General features: G+C 55.3%; 17 protein-coding genes. All 17 read right to left on the minus strand.

Going from position 1 to position 17,617, the window contains the following annotated elements; translation table 11 throughout:
• Window positions 1-3: 3 nt before the first annotated feature.
• Window positions 4-249, minus strand: coding sequence for an STAS domain-containing protein (locus tag ACXAGA_RS11365; RefSeq protein WP_475117592.1), 246 nt, complete (start codon window positions 247-249; stop codon window positions 4-6).
• Window positions 234-2,444, minus strand: coding sequence for a chemotaxis protein CheA (locus ACXAGA_RS11370; RefSeq protein ID WP_475117593.1), 2,211 nt, complete (start codon window positions 2,442-2,444; stop codon window positions 234-236). Before ACXAGA_RS11370 ends, ACXAGA_RS11365 begins: the two co-directional genes overlap by 16 nt.
• On the minus strand, window positions 2,441-2,827 hold the full coding sequence (locus tag ACXAGA_RS11375) for a response regulator (RefSeq protein ID WP_475117594.1): 387 nt from the start codon (window positions 2,825-2,827) through the stop codon (window positions 2,441-2,443). Before ACXAGA_RS11375 ends, ACXAGA_RS11370 begins: the two co-directional genes overlap by 4 nt.
• On the minus strand, window positions 2,824-3,663 hold the full coding sequence (locus ACXAGA_RS11380; protein WP_475117595.1) for a CheR family methyltransferase: 840 nt from the start codon (window positions 3,661-3,663) through the stop codon (window positions 2,824-2,826). The genes ACXAGA_RS11375 and ACXAGA_RS11380 overlap by 4 nt, the downstream gene beginning before the upstream one ends.
• On the minus strand, window positions 3,660-4,277 hold the full coding sequence (locus ACXAGA_RS11385; protein ID WP_475117596.1) for a HEAT repeat domain-containing protein: 618 nt from the start codon (window positions 4,275-4,277) through the stop codon (window positions 3,660-3,662). Before ACXAGA_RS11385 ends, ACXAGA_RS11380 begins: the two co-directional genes overlap by 4 nt.
• Window positions 4,268-5,338 carry a chemotaxis-specific protein-glutamate methyltransferase CheB gene (gene cheB, locus ACXAGA_RS11390; RefSeq protein WP_475117597.1) on the minus strand — a complete coding sequence of 357 codons (1,071 nt, stop codon included), beginning with the start codon at window positions 5,336-5,338 and terminating at the stop codon, window positions 4,268-4,270. The genes ACXAGA_RS11385 and cheB overlap by 10 nt, the downstream gene beginning before the upstream one ends.
• Window positions 5,335-6,888, minus strand: a complete 1,554-nt coding sequence (locus tag ACXAGA_RS11395) for a chemotaxis protein CheW (protein WP_475117598.1) — start codon at window positions 6,886-6,888, stop codon at window positions 5,335-5,337. Before ACXAGA_RS11395 ends, cheB begins: the two co-directional genes overlap by 4 nt.
• A gap of 40 nt (window positions 6,889-6,928) precedes the next feature.
• Window positions 6,929-8,851, minus strand: a complete 1,923-nt coding sequence (locus ACXAGA_RS11400; protein WP_475117599.1) for a methyl-accepting chemotaxis protein — start codon at window positions 8,849-8,851, stop codon at window positions 6,929-6,931.
• A 303-nt stretch (window positions 8,852-9,154) separates the two neighbouring features.
• The gene (locus ACXAGA_RS11405) at window positions 9,155-10,561 is read right to left on the minus strand and encodes a Hint domain-containing protein (protein WP_475117600.1); all 1,407 of its coding nucleotides are present in this window, start codon (window positions 10,559-10,561) and stop codon (window positions 9,155-9,157) included.
• 97 nt (window positions 10,562-10,658) lie between these two features.
• The gene (ureG, locus tag ACXAGA_RS11410) at window positions 10,659-11,294 is read right to left on the minus strand and encodes an urease accessory protein UreG (protein ID WP_475117601.1); all 636 of its coding nucleotides are present in this window, start codon (window positions 11,292-11,294) and stop codon (window positions 10,659-10,661) included.
• A gap of 13 nt (window positions 11,295-11,307) precedes the next feature.
• Window positions 11,308-11,943 (minus strand): urease accessory protein UreF, encoded by a 636-nt coding sequence (locus ACXAGA_RS11415; protein WP_475117602.1) that lies wholly within the window; start codon window positions 11,941-11,943, stop codon window positions 11,308-11,310.
• A complete protein-coding gene (locus ACXAGA_RS11420) occupies window positions 11,927-12,334 on the minus strand; it encodes an urease accessory protein UreE (protein ID WP_475117651.1) in 408 nt (135 codons plus the stop codon). Before ACXAGA_RS11420 ends, ACXAGA_RS11415 begins: the two co-directional genes overlap by 17 nt.
• 55 nt (window positions 12,335-12,389) lie before the next feature.
• Window positions 12,390-14,090: an urease subunit alpha gene (gene ureC, locus ACXAGA_RS11425; protein ID WP_475117603.1), complete on the minus strand. Its 1,701-nt coding sequence runs from the start codon at window positions 14,088-14,090 to the stop codon at window positions 12,390-12,392.
• Window positions 14,091-14,396: an urease subunit beta gene (locus ACXAGA_RS11430; protein ID WP_475117604.1), complete on the minus strand. Its 306-nt coding sequence runs from the start codon at window positions 14,394-14,396 to the stop codon at window positions 14,091-14,093.
• A 9-nt stretch (window positions 14,397-14,405) separates the two neighbouring features.
• Window positions 14,406-14,708 (minus strand): urease subunit gamma, encoded by a 303-nt coding sequence (locus tag ACXAGA_RS11435; RefSeq protein WP_475117605.1) that lies wholly within the window; start codon window positions 14,706-14,708, stop codon window positions 14,406-14,408.
• 9 nt (window positions 14,709-14,717) lie between these two features.
• Complete coding sequence (locus tag ACXAGA_RS11440; RefSeq protein WP_475117606.1) at window positions 14,718-15,515, minus strand: urease accessory protein UreD; 798 nt, start codon at window positions 15,513-15,515, stop codon at window positions 14,718-14,720.
• A 136-nt stretch (window positions 15,516-15,651) separates the two neighbouring features.
• Window positions 15,652-17,346, minus strand: a complete 1,695-nt coding sequence (gene ade / locus ACXAGA_RS11445) for an adenine deaminase (RefSeq protein ID WP_475117607.1) — start codon at window positions 17,344-17,346, stop codon at window positions 15,652-15,654.
• Window positions 17,347-17,617 lie beyond the last annotated feature (271 nt).

Genomic DNA, 17,617 nt, shown 5'->3' on the forward strand with positions numbered 1-17,617 from the left:
CCTTTATTGCACGAGGTAGCTGTTCGAATTTGATAAAATCGAACGCCAGTCATTGGTTTCAGAGTTGTTTTTGATGTTCGCCTTGGCCGCACACAGCAATTGAACCACGGCTGTATGTGCCGAAGTGCAGTCCGTCACATCGACAGTGCCGTTACGGTTTTCCAACAGCCACGGATGCAAAACGTCGACATCAGTGATGTCGATATCACCCGTTAACACAGCGGTTTGGTCTGTTAATGATATTGGCATTCGACGATCTCTCTTAGGTTTAGGGCCAACAGGATTGAACCGTCGCCCAACAGCGCGGTGCCCGAATAACAGTCGTAATTTGCTAAAACGCCGGTCATTGGTTTCACGATGGCATCGACACCTGGGTGGAACCGATCGACCACCAATCCGGATTCATGGCCGTTCACATCCACGACCATCACGCTGAGCGTTTCGGGATCGTCCAACGGGTCGCATTCAAACAGATCACGCATCCGCACCAACGGTATCAGCCGATCCCGCAGCAAAACCATTTCCGCATTCCGGTGGCGCCGAATATGCGTGGGGCTGATTTTCTGGCTTTCGACCACGCTGTCGACGGGGACCCCATACAGGCCGTCGCCGACCTCGACCATCATCAACCGCTGCACCGCCATCGACAAAGGCAACGACAAAGTCAGACGCGCACCCAGACCCGGTTCGCTGTCGATTGAAATCTGACCGCCCAGACGGCGCACCATGCTGGCGACCACATCCATCCCGACACCGCGCCCAGACAGGTCTGACACTTCTTCTTTTGTGGATAGTCCTGGCAAGAAAATCAGTTGCAGTTTTTCGTTCGCGGACATCGCGTTGACGCGTTCAGTATCGACCAACCCGCGCTCTATCGCCTTTTGCACCACCTTATCGACCGCGATGCCTTTGCCATCGTCGGTGATTTCAATGACCACACTGTCATCTTTGTTATAGGCGGACACACGGATTGTGCCCTGTTCTGGTTTCCCCGCATCGGCGCGTTCGGCAGGGGTTTCGATCCCGTGGTCAATCGAATTTCGGATCAGGTGAACAATCGGATCAGATAGGTCATCGACAATCGCTTTGTCGGCTTCGGTGTCTTCGCCATCAACAACATAGCGGATATCTTTGCCCAGCTTGCGGGACATATCGCGCACCAACCGATTGAACCGCGACAATACGGAGCCAACAGGAACCATGCGGATTTGCATGATGGCCGATTGCAATTCTTCGGCGATGCGATTGATGGTGTTGTGCTGCATTTTGATTTCGCGCACCAATTCACGACCATCTTCGATGTTTTCGGCTTTGCGCGCTAAATACGGCATCGCGTTTTTAGCAACGATCAATTCGCCTGCCAAATTCATCAATGCATCAATGCGATCACTGTCGACGCGCAAATATCCCGCCGACCGCTGTTTCGCTGGCGCGGCTGCGGATTGTTTTTCGGGCGTGGTTACGGACGGTTGTTCAACAGGCGCAGGTTCGTTTCCTGCCAATGCGCCGCGCATCCCCGCAATCGCGGCATCCAAATCGCCCGTTTCATCAGCCGATAAATTCAAATTACGTCCGATACGGCCCACAATGTCAGCCGCGCTTTTGTGGATGTTTTCCGCTGACAGGCCATGTTGGGGGGTCGCCAACAATGCAGCCTGAGACTGCAAAATATCATCGGCCAGCTGTTCGATAGCGCTGGTGCTACCCCCAGCCGAAATCTGAGTCATGACAACATCATCAATGTCATAGGAAAAATGGTTTTCCAGATCGCCCAAGGTGGCCGACGACACCAATCGAAAACCTATTTTCAGCATGAAAGGATCCAGCTGATCCAGTTCGGGCCATTCGTCAGGTTGCACAACCTGCATCCACAGAAGCCCCGGCGCAGACAGCACCGTGCGTAGCGGATCGCCGCCTGCAAAAAACGTGGTTTCACCGGGCGTATAGGTGATTAACGTCAGCCCCGTTTCAGCGCCCTCTAGGACAGGAATGTCAGCGGGCCAAGGCTCCGATGCAGCGTCTGTTTCGGACGCATCACTTGCGTCATCAACACTTTCGCCTTCGGAAATATGGGCGCGCAAACGGCTGCTCAGCGCTGCGCTAATGTCTTGGGCGTCGGGCGGTAGGGTTTCGCTGTCTTCGATACGGTCAAGCCATTCGACCAGCCGATCCAACATTTCCAGTAGCAGATCAGCGATATCCGAATTGAACGCCACATCCCCCGCGCGGACGGCATCCAACAAATCTTCGCCCGCGTGAACACAAGACGTTAACGGTTTGAAATCAAACAAACCTGACGCACCTTTGATCGTGTGAATGGCGCGGAACAGTTCATTGATTTGGGCCGCATTTCCGGTGTCAGCCTCTAATGCCAGCAATGCCCGAGATGATGTTTCAATCAGGTCACGGCATTCCGATACGAATTGATCTAGCAGCGAATTCATGACGGATCCTTTGGCGACAAAAGCGTCAACAGGTTTGAAATGTCCTGAGGACTGGCGGGTTTGACCAAATAGTGATTGGCCCCTGCTTCAAACGCTTTGTCGCGGTCAATCTTTTGGGCTTCGGTTGAAATCATCACGATCGGCACATGGCCAATCGCCCGCGACGCCCGTGCCGTTTTGATAAAGGTATAGCCATCCATGATCGGCATATTGACGTCGACAAACATCAGATCGACGTTCTGATCCAATACCTTCTCCATCGCCTCGACACCGTTTTCGGCCTCGACCGTTGTCCAACCTGCCTGTTCTATCAGCGATCGATGATACATCCGCACGGTTGTCGCATCGTCTACGATTAACGCTTTGAATGGGTGACCTGTCATGACATCGGCCTTTGATAAACGATGGAATTGGGAAAACGCCGAACCTGAAACAGCGACGTCATTCGGCTGATGCTTTCGGAATGACCAAGGAACAGAAAACCACCTGGGCGCAGCGCATCGTATAGCGCGTTAATGGCCGTCTGCCGGGATTGATCGTCGAAATAGATCAGTAGGTTTCGGCAAAAAATAACGTCATAACTGCGCAGTTTTCGGCAATCATCACGGTTGGCCAAATTGGCCTTGAACAGGTTAACGGCGTCGCGGATATCTTCGGAAATCTGGTACCGACCGGCTGAAGTTTCTGTGAAATGCCGGTCCAGCACATCAGGCGGCAGGTATTGGACACTGCGCTGATTATAAATCCCGTCGCGCGCGCGTTTCAGCACATTGGTATCAATATCTGCACCGTCCAATTCAACGTCGTAACGGTCCAACCCTGGCCAGTTTTCAATCAGCTGCAGCGCGATGGAATACGGCTCTTCTCCGGTTGAACTGGGGAGTGACAGTATACGCAAAGGCGATGATGAGCGGTTTGGCTGCGCAATCAGTTCATCCAACACCTGTTCGGTCAAAGTTTTGAATTGGTGATCTTCGCGGTAAAAATAGGTTTCATTCACCGTCATCACATTGACGATGTTTTGGAATTCTTTCTGACTGCTTTCAAAACGGACCGAGATGAAATAATCGCGAAACGATTTCGACCCTGTTTCCTCGATCCGTTTTAACAGGCGTTTATCAACGAAATATCGTTTACTATCATCAAATTCGATGCCGGTCTTTTTGTAGAAAAATTCGCGGAACAGGTTGAAATCCTGTTGGCTCAGAGCGGCTTTCATGACTGCTCCTCTGCCTGTATTGCGGTGATCCGATCAATCGCGTGCGAGGCCGCAAATTGCACATAGGCATCGGACGCAAATCGGTCTTTGACCTCTTTCAATATAGGAACCTCCAGCGGACCGCCAATTTCGCTAAGGCGGTCCAAAGCCGTCCCAACAACGTTTGCGTTTTCTTCGGACGCCAACAATTCCCGCAGCCATTCGACAGCATCCGAAATGGTCAGCAATTGCAGAATGTCCACGGCCATGATCCGCACATCCGCATCGGGATCCGACATCAGTTTGCGGATCTTTTTGGCTGCCTTTTTGGGCATCTGCTGCAAGGCATGAACCGCCTCTCGGCGCAGGGTTGCGTCATCTGCGCGCAAATGTTCAATGAACAGATCGACCACCTTAGCCGACCCGATCGCAATCAGCGCGTTTAGAACGGCATCGCGTACGGATGTTTCTGTTTCACTGCGCAATAGGTCAGACAGGGCCGCAAATGCATCCTTTCGGCCTGACAATGCGATGGCAGCCGCGCGGCGATTATCGGCATCCGCATCCGTGATCATAGCAAAGGCGTCAAACTCCGCGTCTTGTGCCATGGTCTGCGTCGAAGATTTTACGAACATTGGCGCCTCCGAATTGGGGCTGATTGACCCAGCCAACGTGACAATTGTTCGGGAATGTCAGGAAACGGCAGCACACATGTCGCACCGTCCTTTTCGATCAATTTTCCGGGCATTCCAAACACAGCGGCGGTTTCCGCAGATTCCGCGATTGTGACGCCGCCCGTTTGGTGAATGCGGGCCATTTCGTCCGATCCGTCATCCCCCATCCCCGTCAGCATGACGCCAATCAATTTTGTCGGATCGATTTTGCCCAACGCGCTTTGGCACATCCGCGACACGCTTGGGTGCCATGTGAATTGGTCATCCGATGGCACGGGCGAGGCAACCAATCGGTTGAATTTGCGATCAACAATGACGTCTTTGCCGCCTGCGGCCAGATAAACAGCGCCCTTTTCTAGCGGGGTTGTTTGCGTGACTTCGATCACGGGGTGACGACATATGTGCCCCAAACGGCCCGCAAAGGTCGTAGTGAAACGCGGCGGCATATGTTGCGCGATCAAAATCGGCACAGGCAGATGCGCAGGCAGGTTTTCCAGCACATGCTGAACCACGCCTGGCCCTCCGGTAGAGCTCCCTACCAGCACCAATTCGACCCGTGGGCGGGCACGATCCATATTGGGCTGACGCGTCGGGGCTGCGACTGATGTAACGTTCGTCGATTTTGCTGGTTTGCGTGTCCGATAGGCCGACCAAACCTTTTTCATCAGTTCGTCAAAAATTGTGGAAATATCGGTCGATACCGTTCCATCCGGCTTTGCAACGTAATCAACCGCGCCCAGCTCTAACGCCTCGAATGTGGCGGTGGCGCCTTTGTCCGTCAGCGAAGATAACATGATGACCGGACATGGCCGAATGTCCATCACATGCGCCAAACAGGTCAGGCCGTCCATTTTGGGCATATTGATGTCCATGGTGATCACGTCTGGTTCAAAGCTGGTCAGCTTTTCGATTGCGTCCTCTCCGTTTCTGGCAAAGGCCAAATCGATCCTTTGGTCAGCAGAAACATTTTCCCGCAACACTCGCCGCATAAGCGCAGAATCTTCGACCATCAGCAGCTTCATGGCGCGGCGTCCATTTCCAAGGTCGCCCCGTCCACCACGTCAAACGCCGCGCTATCCAGAACCAGCACCAAAGAACGCGATTCATGCAATTTGGCGACGTGTTCGACAAACTTTGCTGCCTCACTGTTCAAGGGCGGCGGCGGTGTAAGTTCGGCGGTGGTGACCCGCAAGACTTGGGTCACGCTGTCAACGATATACCCTGTCAGAGTTCCCCCGCAGCTAAGCACGATAATTCGCTGGCGTTCGGTGCGGGTGGCCGCCGCCATATTGAAATAGCGCCGCATGTCGATCACCGGCAAAACCATGCCGCGCAGGTTAATGATACCTTCGATTTCATGATCTGCGTTCGGAACAGACACAAAGCGATCGGGCAGCCGGATGATTTCCTGCACCGAATGGATCGAAATTCCGAAATCTTCGTTGTCCAGTTTAAAGACAACCAATTGAACGTCGTCTTGGTCGGTTGCATCCATGGGTGTCATATCCGCCTCCTGAATGGTGTCTTGCGGCTGCAGGTCGGCGTGAACGTCGCTTAGGTTGATCTGCCCTAGACTGTCATAGGCCGACAAAACCGAAACGATCCGCGCGCCGCCGTCCAATTTACAAATGCATTCGATTTCATTTGCGCCGCGCCGTTTGACGCCTTCGGGAACGTCGTCGATCTGATCCGTCGGCACGCGCAGCACCTCGCGGACGCGGTCCACAACCATACCGAATTGGCGCAGATCGCCGTGTTCATCCGCAACGCGCAAAACGACAACGCGGTTAATGTCTGTGCCCTGTTCGCGGGGCACGCCCAGACAATCACGCAAGCTGATCATCGGCATGACGCGGTCCCGCAAAGTGACCAATCCGACCACATTGGACGGCGCATTCGGAACCTCGGCGATGTCCGATGGCACGCGCACGATTTCATCCACATCCGCCAATTTGAATGCGTATTCTTCGGTGCCGATCTGAAAGGACACGATTTGCAGCACATCTTCGATGGACGTGTTATCATCCGAACGGACCGAATGCGCGGCGGCAGCGACTGAAACCGACTGTGTTTCGGTGTCCCTGTCGGTATGTTGCAATTCAGGCAAACCGCTGGGATCGCACAGCTGGATCAAACCATGATCCCCAAAGTTTTTGACCACCCCGGTCAGCAGGTCGGTATTCACCGTCTTTTCGATCGCGGTCACATCTTCAATGCGGTCGGCGGGAACGTTCAGAACCTCGGCCACGCGGTCAACGACCAACCCGACTTTCGTGCCCTGTTCGACAACGATCACGCGCGACGTGTCTGTAATGGGCCCCGATGTGCCCAGCATCGCACGCAGATCAAACACAGGCAGGATGTACCCACGTAGATTTGCCAAACCCAACATCGAAACAGGTGACATAGGAACCCGTTTTAGATCGGGAACGCGGATGATTTCCTGAACCTTTTCAATGGAAAAGGCGAACATTTCTTGACCAATGACAAAGCTGACAAACTGGCGAACGCTGGTGAGCTGCTCCTGCTCGACTTTGTCGGCGTCAAAGGCGTTTGGTTCATGTTGTGCCATGACATACCCCTTGCAATATCAACAACTTACAGCGCGTCCATCATCCCATTTGCAATTCGTCAGCGCTGGCTGCGATATTGTCGATTGCAGCGGACAATTCTTCGGCGCCCTTGCGCTGTTCGTCAGCCGCGATTGATGCCTGATTTGCAGCGGTCTGGGCCTGTTCAGCCGCCGATGCGATCTGTTCCATTCCCAGACGCGCCGTTGCGATTGCCTCTAGGATTTCGTCGCTGGAACTCAGAATATCGGAATTGCCATCCAGGACGGTGGCCATATCATCAGCGACCTGTTCCAACAGTGTCGTTGTGCCTCGGGCGCGTTCGACCTCGGCCAATGAATTTTCTGCGGTTTCAATCAGGTCGTTGCGCACAACGACGATCTGATCCTGAATGCCTTTGACCATATCTTTGATATCGTCCGCATTCTTTTGGGCGTCTTCGGCCAGATTTTGGATGTCTGTCGACACCACGGCAAAGCCTTTGCCGTATTCACCCGCGCGGGCAGCTTCGACTGCGCCACTCACGGCCAGCATGTTGGTCTGGATCGCAACATTTGCAATCGCATCGACGATTTTGTCGATACGGCGGCTGACAATTTCCAGTTCCTGAATTTCCGCGACAGACTGTTTTCCGGCCTGCATCGCATCGCTGACACCAGTGATCACAGCCGCAATGCTATCACGGTTTTCCAACAACAGTTCGCTGATCGCCTTGCCTTTGGCAACAGCGTCCTGCGCATTCTGTTTGCCCAGCTTTGCGTTGTTTTCGATCTGGATAATCCCCGCAACCGACTCTTCAACGGCCGCAGATTGCAAAGATGCTGTATCCAAAATCTGCGATATCGCGGTCGAAATTTCCGTGCTTGCGCGGTTCAATTCTTCGATGGTCGATGCCAGCTCTTCAGAGGCAGAGGCAAGCTCTTCGGACGATTTTCCGATATCCGCCGCCGTGCTTAGGTCTTCGGCGATTTCGACCAGTTCGGTCGATGCGCGGTCGGCTTCTTCTAATGCTGCGGCTTGGTCTGTGACGCTTTTGTTTGCCTGTTCGGCACCGGCGGATTGTTCTTCGGCAGCGGCGGCGACTTGTTCGGCCCCTTTTAGTGCCTGTTCAGCAGAGGTGCCCATTTCCATCGCATTCGCAGACAGGGCTTCGGCACCGGTTTGAATAGACCGCATATCATCAGAGATAACGGCCAGATTATCCGTGACCTTGCGACATTTCTGAACCTCTTCGGCGGCCGTATCTGCAGCCTCTCGTACGCTGCCCGATAGCACGTTGGCTTTGCCTTGGATGCTGCGGACCAATTGATCAATATCGGTCGCATTCCTTTCAGATGCTTCAGCCAACTTGCGAACGGTATCGGCGACAACGGCAAAACCTTTGCCGTGTTTTCCCGCGCGGGCGGCTTCGATCGCGGCATTCAGGGCCAACAGATTGGTCTGATCGGCGATGCGGATAACTTGGTTCACCGCTTCGATCACGTTTTGCGCTTGATTTTCCAATTCGCGCATCAGGTCCACAGATGCCAATTGACGCCGCGCCCCAGCATCCACGTTATCGATCAATCCAGCGACGCTGCTGTCTGCTTTGGCGATCAACGTCTGCAGTTTGTTGGTGACCTCTAGCGATTTCGACGCAGCGACCGACTGCTGGCCGACACGGCGGTTCACTTGTGTCATAGACGCAGCGCTTTCTTCAGAGGCCGAGGCTGCCTGAACCGCGCCAGCAGCGATCTGCGACATCGCGTTTGATAATTCTTCGGTTGCGGCGCTGGCCTCTTGGACGCCTGCGCTCAGCTCTGCGCAAGCCGATGCAATGGCATCCGCCGTCTGTTTTTGTTTCGCAACGGTACGCGCATGCTGGCGTTTTTGGTCAACATTGGCAGCGCGGCCATTGGCAGGGGCTTTGGCTACACGCTTTGTCCCGCGCGCTGCATCGGCATTTTTTTGATTAACGAGTGCCATGGTTCCTCCCCTACAGATGGCGCATCACGGGGTCAGAAAGCATGTCCGCATTCTTGCATTTCTCCCGCTTGTTTTCACTATCGGCAAAATGCGCGGAAATTTTTGGGGCCTTAGGCTTATACCCCCGCACCTGCCCGCAAGCAGAGTTAGGCAGGCCAATCGAACCAACTGCCCCCCCAAAAAATATTCATTGGGCAGCCAAATATTAGTTTTCAGAAAATACGCAGCACCACCAGTTCGGGCGCATTAGGATAGTTAACCGCGCGAAAGGCGCAGCATCGTTTCACTGCGCATAGCGCACGATCAGAACGAACACTGCTTTAGACTGCGCGCTTCGAAACGTCGTAGGTCTAACCTAGCGGTCTTATACGCCAAACGCCCAGATATCGTTTTTAGATCAGGGAACAGCTGCAGCAGTTCGCGCCGTTGCGCGGCATCAATCCCGGCCAAACTGTAATCGCCTGGCTGAAAGCTTTCGCTCCAGAAATTGTCCGTACAGACGACTTCGTGCTGTTCGCACATGAAATGCACATACGAAACCGCCATGGGCGCGACCTGCTTGATACCGCGCATCCCGATCAAAAATTTTGCTGCGGCAAAAACTTCGTATTCGCCAAAAAACAATTCGACATCAGCGCCCGACAACAACAAACGGTGGTTCGGGGATACCATGATATCGCGATCCGGCTGTAAATCACCCAACGCCCCCTTTGGGATCAGAATAGGACATAGTTTTGGTTCGTTTACCAATTCTACGGGCGTCAAAAGGCGGTGCCCTGTCCACGCAATAGGCTGAAGCCCATTGTCGCGCGTGATCACCAAATCACCTTGTTTCAGATTCTCGACGGCCACCAAACCTGTGGGCGTGGCGACCTGTGATCCCAGCGTAAAACACGGAATGACGTTTTCAATTTCCGAGAAAACCAAACTGGTGCCATCTTCAAACACCACCGTGCCGTTTTCGCGCGTGTCATCTGAATAATTGATCGTTGCGACATTCGTGCCCGTCAGATCAAGGGTATCGATATCAGTCCCATTAGCGTCTTCGCCGCCAGTAATGACGTCACCTGCAGACCCGCCAATGAAAACGTCGTTTCCCTGATCGCCAAACAGGCTGTCTGCACCTGCACCGCCGGTGATCGTATCGTTTCCGTCACCGCCGTAAACGACATCGTCGCCCCCCGCAGACAGGATAATGTCATTCCCGCCATTGCCGAAAATGGTGTCAGATTGATTGGTGATCTGATCGCCCTGCAAATCGGTATAGCCCAATCCCATGACTTCGCCGATTTCCAAACCGTCCACTGTGCCGTTTTGCGGCGCTTCCAAATCGAACAATGTGTTGCTGTCGATGTCCAAGCTGACGTTCAAGAACGACAATGGCGGTAGGCCATCTGGGACGAAAAGAAAGGTTTCGCCGTCTGCCTCGAATACCAGAACATCGCGTGGGAACAGCGTCGCGCCAAAGAATGACACCAGCCCGATCGTGCCCGCTCCGACGAACGTCAAATCCGTCGGATCGCCGCCGTCAGGGGTAAAGGTCGACAGCGCTTCGGCACCATCCGCGATAACGCCGTTCGGGTCGCTGATCGTCCCGCCGACCTGTTCAAACGAATTGATCAGGTTCGTGCTAAGGATACCGTCAAAGTTGACGCCGATCAGGCTGTTATCGACGCGAAAAAATTGATCTGATGTAATTTCAACCGGCATGGCAGTGCCCACTTCATTAGAATACTCTAATGTATACGTGAGCATCGCCATTTAGTTGCACCGCGCCCATTTTGCGCAGAGCAAAAGGCGAAACAGGCTATTCCGCTGCCATTTCGCGCAGGGTCAAACCACCCTCTTGAATAATGAAATCCGCGATCTCTGCAGGGCCGACGCCATTGCGCAGTTCGGCAAACAAAAACGGCCGGCCTTTGCGGTGTTCGGTGGCATCGCGGTGCATGCGGTCCACATCCGCGCCGACATAGGGTGCCAGATCGCGTTTGTTGATCACCAGTAGGTCCGATTTGGTCAGCGCGGGGCCACCTTTGCGCGGGATGTCATCGCCCGCTGCGGTATCGATCACATAGATCGTCAAATCCGCCAATTCGGGGGAAAACGTGGCCGACAGATTGTCGCCGCCGCTTTCGATCAGGACCAGATCCAGATCGGGAAAGGTTTCATTCAACTCCGCAATGGCCGCGAGATTGATCGAGGCGTCCTCTCGGATCGCGGTGTGCGGACAGCCGCCCGTTTCCACGCCGCGAATACGGTCCAGCGGCAGAACCTGCGCGCGCATCAACGCTTCGGCGTCTTCGCGGGTGTAGATATCGTTCGTGATGACCGCCATCGAACATTTGTTCGCCAACTGTTTGCACAGCTCTTTGGTCATCGTGGTTTTGCCAGCGCCAACCGGCCCGCCGATCCCGACCCGCAATGGTCCATGAGGTGAGGTCATGTTCGTTCCTATTCTACGTGCGGAAAATGCGCACGGTTTGTGTTTCGTGGTCTATCGCCGCGATGTCAGCGGCAAAGGCCGCGCTACCCAGATCATCCTCGGTCGCGGTGATGGCCTGATGCGCGATGCGTTCGATCACAGGGGCCATGTCACGCAGTACGGATTGCGCGTCTGATTGACCGATTGGGATCGCGCGGGCGGCGATGGTGCATAGGTTACTGACAAAGCCCTGTAGGTAAAACACCAGCGTTTGTTCCAATGGCAAACCATGTGTTTGCGCCGCCGCTCCTGCCGTCACGCAAAACGGCCAAACAGACTGCGCATCTCCCCAGACGTTGGCAACGACCTGACCAAAGGCGCGGCCCTGTTGGGTGGATTCAAATTGCCGTTCGCGACTGGACGCCAAAGCCAGCGCCAGTTCAGCCGTTTGTTCGGCGTCACCGCGATAGGCCAGCGACAAAAGGAACGCATCCTGCCGCCCTGAACCCAGTTCAACAACATCGCGCAACCAATTGTCAAAGCTGTCTTTATCCGTGACAAAGCCCTCTGCGATCATCGCCTCTAACCCGTGGGAATAGGCGTAACTGCCGACGGGAAAGTTCGCGCCAAACCATTGCGCTAGCGTCAGCAAATCAGTGGCTGTGGCCATGTGTCCTCCCGTGACCATAGGCGCCGCCTTCGGGGGTGAAAGGTTCGGTCACGCGGGCCAGATCAGCGCCCAAACGGATCAACATATCGGCCATCACATGATCGTCTTTGATCAACAAACGGCCCGCGCCGATTTGGCACGGCGTGTGACGGTTTCCGATGTGCCAAGCCAGCCGCGTCAGGTTTTCACCGCGCACCTCTAGCAATTCCTCTTTCGCGGCCAGAACGGTGACCATACGGCCATCGGTCAGAACCAAGGCATCGCCGTGATCGATCGACGTTGTTTCCGACAGATCGACCAGCACCGCTTCGCCCTGATCGGTGATCAGTCGTTTGCGGCGGATGAACCGATCCTCGTACGTCAACGTCAGCGACAGCGCGGTCGGCGGCATCGGCCCCCGTTTCAATGCGCGCGCAGCTAAAATTTCCAAAGTCGTCATGGGGGCCTCAGAACATGAAATAGCGCTGCGCCATCGGCAGGCTTTCGGCGGGTTCACAGGTTAGCAGAACGCCGTCTGCGCGGACCTCATAAGTTTCGGGGTCCACTTCGACCTTTGGCATCAGGTTGTTGTGGACCATATCCGCCTTGCCAATACCGCGGCAGTTTTCGACCGGCAGAACCTCTTTGCCCAAGAATTCGCTGACGCCAGCCTCATACGCGGCTTTGGACACGAACGTCACGCTGCCAGCGGTCAAACCACCGCCAAAGCTGCCGAACATAGGGCGGGTATAAACGGGCTGCGGCGTTGGGATCGACGCATTTGGATCGCCCATTTGCGCGACCGCAATCGTGCCGCCCAGCAGAACCATTTCAGGTTTCACACCAAAGAACGCAGGCGACCACAGCACCAGATCGGCGCGTTTGCCGACCTCGACGCTGCCGATGTGGCGCGACATGCCGTGCGCGATGGCAGGGTTGATCGTGTATTTCGCGATATAGCGTTTGACCCGGGCGTTGTCGTTTTCACCCGTTTCAGCGTCCAATCGGCCCCGCTGTTTTTTCATTTTGTCAGCGGTTTGCCATGTGCGGATCAGCACCTCGCCCACGCGGCCCATGGCCTGACTGTCAGACGCAATGATCGAAAACGCGCCCATGTCGTGCAAGATATCTTCGGCTGCGATGGTTTCTTTGCGGATGCGGCTTTCGGCAAAGGCGACATCTTCGGGAATCGACTGGTCCAGGTGGTGGCACACCATCAGCATGTCGAGGTGTTCTTCTAACGTGTTGACCGTATAGGGCCGCGTTGGGTTGGTGGACGACGGGATCACGTTCGGTTCGCCGCAGACACGGATGATGTCAGGGGCATGGCCGCCGCCTGCGCCTTCGGTGTGGAACGCATGGATCGTGCGGCCCTTCATTGCGGCAACGGTGTTTTCCACGAAACCCGATTCATTCAACGTGTCGGTGTGGATCATCACCTGCACGTCCATTTCGTCGGCCACGGACAAACAGCAATCAATCGCGGCTGGGGTGGTTCCCCAGTCTTCGTGCAGTTTCATGGCCGATGCCCCTGCCCGCACCATTTCGCGCAAAGGTTCGGGTAGCGACGCGTTGCCTTTGCCCGCGATGCCCGTGTTCATGGCCAACCCGTCAAAGGATTTCATCATCTGGCCAATGTGCCACGTTCCCGTGCAGGTCGTGGCCAAGGTGCCATGCGCAGGCCCCGACCCGCCGCCGATCATCGTCGTCACGCCCGAATGCAGGGCGTCATCAAACTGTTGCGGCGCGATATAGTGGATGTGGCTATCAATACCGCCAGCGGTCAAAATGCGGCCTTCGCCTGCGATGGCTTCGGTCGCGGGACCGACGATGATATTCACACCGGGCTGCGTGTCAGGGTTGCCCGCCTTACCAATGCCAACGATACGCCCGTCTTTTAGGCCAACGTCCGCTTTGAAAATACCCGTGTGATCGATGATCAAAGCATTGGTGATAACCGTATCAACGGTGCCTTCGGCGCGGGTGCGTTGGGATTGCCCCATGCCGTCACGGATGACTTTGCCGCCGCCGAATTTGACCTCTTCGCCGTAAATGGTGTGGTCTTTTTCGACCTCAATAATCAGGTCTGTGTCTGCCAGACGGACCTTATCGCCCACTGTGGGGCCGTACATATCAGCATATGTTGCGCGGGAAATTTTGGCCGGCATTTACAGGTCCCCCATGATTTTTTGATTGAAACCAAACACTTTGCGGTCGCCAGACAAAGGGATCAGATTGACCTCTCGTTCTTGGCCCGGTTCAAACCGCACGGCTGTACCTGCGGCGATATCTAACCGTTTGCCGCGTGCGGCGTCGCGATCAAACGACAAGCCCGCGTTGGTTTCTGCGAAATGATAATGGCTGCCCACCTGAATGGGACGGTCGCCCGTATTGGCAACTAACAGCGTCGTCACCTCGGCCCCGACATTCAGTTCGATATCGCCGTCGGCGGGAAAAATTTCACCTGGGATCATGGGAACCTCTTATCGAATGGGGTGGTGGACGGTGACCAGTTTGGTCCCATCGGGAAAGGTGGCTTCGACCTGCACGTCGTGGATCATTTCAGCGATGCCATCCATGCACATATCGCGGGTCACAACATGCGCGCCCGCTTGCATCAGATCCGCAACAGACCGCCCGTCACGCGCGCCTTCGACCACGAAATCGGTGATCAGCGCGATGGCTTCGGGGTGGTTCAGTTTCACGCCGCGTTCCAGACGGCCACGGGCCACCATGGCCGCGACGGACACCAAAAGTTTGTCTTTTTCACGAGGGGTAAGGTTCATGTTTCCTCCTTACATTGTCCAAACGCGGGGCAGATCGCAGCCGCGGAATTTTTTCAAAAAATCAGTTATTTGCAGGCGCAAGTTGCGGGGGTTTTCGTTCATCAAACGGATCACCAGCCGCCCGTCCCACGCGCTGGCCTGAACGCCGTAGCTGCGCACTGTTTCCAGCAGGTCCACCGCATCGGGACCGACATACAAAATAGTCGCCACCGCCCGCGCACCGTTCAACGCGCCGATACCCTGATAGGCCTTAAAATCGCCCGTGATGCGGGTCTGTTCGGCATGGATTAGTCGACCGTTTTGACGAACACGCCAGCGGTCGACGAAATGCGTCTGCGTCAGGGTTTCGCCCATGGCCTGACGGCCAAAAACAACGGGTTCGACGATCAACAAACGGCTATCTGCGTCCACATCTGCGGTGATGGTCCGCTGGATCGCGCTGTGGTCAAACAGAATGGTTTCTTGGGGCAACCAATGCAGCGCCCCACCGTCAGAAACGGACAGGGTCACATCCATATGTGCAACGCCTGTTGATGCTTTGTAAACGCGTTCAGCAGTTTGCGTGGCAACGGTGACAGACGCGCCATCATGCGCGGCGATATCTACCGCATATCGATCCCCGCCCGTCAGGCCGCCCGCCGTGTTTACCAGAACCAGATCAGGGACAGCCGCATGATTTTTCGGCAGCAGCGCCTTTAGGCTGCCGGACTGGTGCAAATCGCGCAGCCGGTTGTCGCCGCCACCAAAGGCAGCCATGGCACGCCCTTTGGCCCGTTGCAAAGATACCTGTGGCTCTGCGTCTAACATCTGTCCCCCAATTCGCATCTAATCAAAGACACCGCGCACCAAGATGCGAAAGATGGCGCAAACATTGCGCCCCTTTCGATCCGGCCGCAACGCAGGGAATGCACAAAATTGGGCATATTGCGCAAAAATTAGGCAATCAAGAAATCAGTTCAAATTTGTGAACATCCACCATCCCGCGATCTGTGATTTTCAGCGCGGGGATCACCGGTAGCGCCAGAAATGCCAGTTGCAGGAACGGCTCTTCTAGCGTGACACCCAATGACCGCGCGGCGGATCGTAGATCGACCAGCATATCGCGGACGGCTTCAAAGGGCTCAAGGCTCATCAGTCCTGCAACTGGCAGCGGTAGTTCGGCCAAAACCTGACCATCTTTGACTACGACAAAGCCGCCTTCGATTTCGCCCAAACGGTTCGCGGCAACGGCCATGTCATCGTAATCAGCGCCGACCACTGCGATGTTGTGGTGATCATGGCAAACGGTCGATGCAATCGCGCCTTGTTGGATACCGAACCCTTTGACAAAACCCGTCGCATAGTTGCCGTTTTTCCCGTGCCGTTCGATCACCGCGATACGGGTCAAATCACGCGCCACATCGGGGCGTTTGTCGCCATCCGTGCTGGGAATATCGTGGGTCAGGTATTCGGTGATGATCTTGCCCTCTAGAATACCAATCACTGGCGTTTCGGGGTTATTGCCGCCATGGCGGAACATATCAGGGGTCACCTTGGGGGCATTCACCGAATTGCGCCCCACAGGGTCAATGATGTCGCGCGCGGCAAAGGCGGTATCATCCACCACAACTCCGCCCGCCATCACCAGCTGCGCATCGCAATCGGCCAGCGATGTCACTGCGACAATATCCGCGCGTTTTCCTGGGGCGATCTGTCCGCGATCCTTTAGACCAAAGGCTTCTGCGGCAGATAGGGACGCGGCGCGATACACGGCCAGCGGCGGGCAGCCCAGTTCGATCAGGCGGCGGATCATGTAATCTAGATGCCCATGTTCGCCGATATCCAGCGGGTTACGGTCATCCGTGCACAGACACAAATAGGCCGAGGTCACGTCCGTCAGCACCGAATGCAGCGCATCTAGGTCTTTGGAAACAGAGCCTTCGCGGATCAGCACGCGCATACCTTTTTGCAGCTTTTCGATGGCTTCGGCGGCGGTGGTTGCTTCGTGTTCGGTGCGGATGCCCGCGCTGACATAGGCGTTCAGATCCTTGCCCGATAGCTGAGGGCAGTGTCCGTCAATATGCGCGCCTTCGAACAGGCGGATTTTATCCATGCAGTCGGGATCGCGGAACATAACTCCGGGGTAGTTCATGAACTCGGCCAGACCGATGTTGGACGGATGCCCCATCACCTGCGCGATATCATCGGCCAGCAACGTCGCACCCGCCGTTTCCATATGACTGGACGGTACGCAGGACGACAGCTGCACCTTGATATCCATGACCGTGCGTTCGCTGGCGGATTGGAAATAACGGATGCCGTCCAATCCGATCACATTGGCGATTTCGTGGGGGTCACAAATCGCCGTCGTCACCCCGCGCGGCGCAACGCAGCGATCAAATTCGAACGGAGTCACCAAAGAGCTTTCGATATGCAGGTGGGTATCGATGAACCCTGGAACCAAAATCAGCCCCGAAACATCGATAATGCGCGCACCATCATAGTCAGCCCCGATTCCAACGATCGTATCCCCGCAGATCGCAACGTCACCTTGGATCATGGCGCCGGTCACAACGCATAACACCTGACCGCCGCGTAAAACGATGTCTGCGGGTTCATCCCCGCGCCCTTGCGCAATGCGTGTTTCCAACTGTGCCATGTAACCCTCTGATCTTATGATCGAAGTACACCCCAGCCGCAGGCACGGCGCAACCCCGTAATCCACACCTCTTTCGATTTGCGGGTCCGTCAAAAGTTTAGGCACACAATCACAAGCTGCCTTGGGCGCGACGGCATGACGACGCATTTCGGCCCGATTTCCCCTCTAACCCCACTGGACTCGGGGATTGTGAAAGTTAACTCTGTGAGTCGGGATTCTTGCGCGTATCGAACCTGATCCGCGTAACGCAAAAGTTTAGACGACCGGGTCG

Source organism: Marivivens sp. ABH4_498 (assembly GCF_056160585.1).

Coding starts and splice junctions, on each gene's coding strand:
- ACXAGA_RS11365 (WP_475117592.1), bottom strand. CDS start 249: ATGCCAATATCATTAACAGACCAAACCGCTGTGTTAACGGGTGATATC.
- ACXAGA_RS11370 (WP_475117593.1), bottom strand. CDS start 2,444: ATGAATTCGCTGCTAGATCAATTCGTATCGGAATGCCGTGACCTGATT.
- ACXAGA_RS11375 (WP_475117594.1), bottom strand. CDS start 2,827: ATGACAGGTCACCCATTCAAAGCGTTAATCGTAGACGATGCGACAACC.
- ACXAGA_RS11380 (WP_475117595.1), bottom strand. CDS start 3,663: ATGAAAGCCGCTCTGAGCCAACAGGATTTCAACCTGTTCCGCGAATTT.
- ACXAGA_RS11385 (WP_475117596.1), bottom strand. CDS start 4,277: ATGTTCGTAAAATCTTCGACGCAGACCATGGCACAAGACGCGGAGTTT.
- cheB (WP_475117597.1), bottom strand. CDS start 5,338: ATGAAGCTGCTGATGGTCGAAGATTCTGCGCTTATGCGGCGAGTGTTG.
- ACXAGA_RS11395 (WP_475117598.1), bottom strand. CDS start 6,888: ATGGCACAACATGAACCAAACGCCTTTGACGCCGACAAAGTCGAGCAG.
- ACXAGA_RS11400 (WP_475117599.1), bottom strand. CDS start 8,851: ATGGCACTCGTTAATCAAAAAAATGCCGATGCAGCGCGCGGGACAAAG.
- ACXAGA_RS11405 (WP_475117600.1), bottom strand. CDS start 10,561: ATGCCGGTTGAAATTACATCAGATCAATTTTTTCGCGTCGATAACAGC.
- ureG (WP_475117601.1), bottom strand. CDS start 11,294: ATGACCTCACCTCATGGACCATTGCGGGTCGGGATCGGCGGGCCGGTT.
- ACXAGA_RS11415 (WP_475117602.1), bottom strand. CDS start 11,943: ATGGCCACAGCCACTGATTTGCTGACGCTAGCGCAATGGTTTGGCGCG.
- ACXAGA_RS11420 (WP_475117651.1), bottom strand. CDS start 12,334: ATGCCGCCGACCGCGCTGTCGCTGACGTTGACGTACGAGGATCGGTTC.
- ureC (WP_475117603.1), bottom strand. CDS start 14,090: ATGCCGGCCAAAATTTCCCGCGCAACATATGCTGATATGTACGGCCCC.
- ACXAGA_RS11430 (WP_475117604.1), bottom strand. CDS start 14,396: ATGATCCCAGGTGAAATTTTTCCCGCCGACGGCGATATCGAACTGAAT.
- ACXAGA_RS11435 (WP_475117605.1), bottom strand. CDS start 14,708: ATGAACCTTACCCCTCGTGAAAAAGACAAACTTTTGGTGTCCGTCGCG.
- ACXAGA_RS11440 (WP_475117606.1), bottom strand. CDS start 15,515: ATGTTAGACGCAGAGCCACAGGTATCTTTGCAACGGGCCAAAGGGCGT.
- ade (WP_475117607.1), bottom strand. CDS start 17,346: ATGGCACAGTTGGAAACACGCATTGCGCAAGGGCGCGGGGATGAACCC.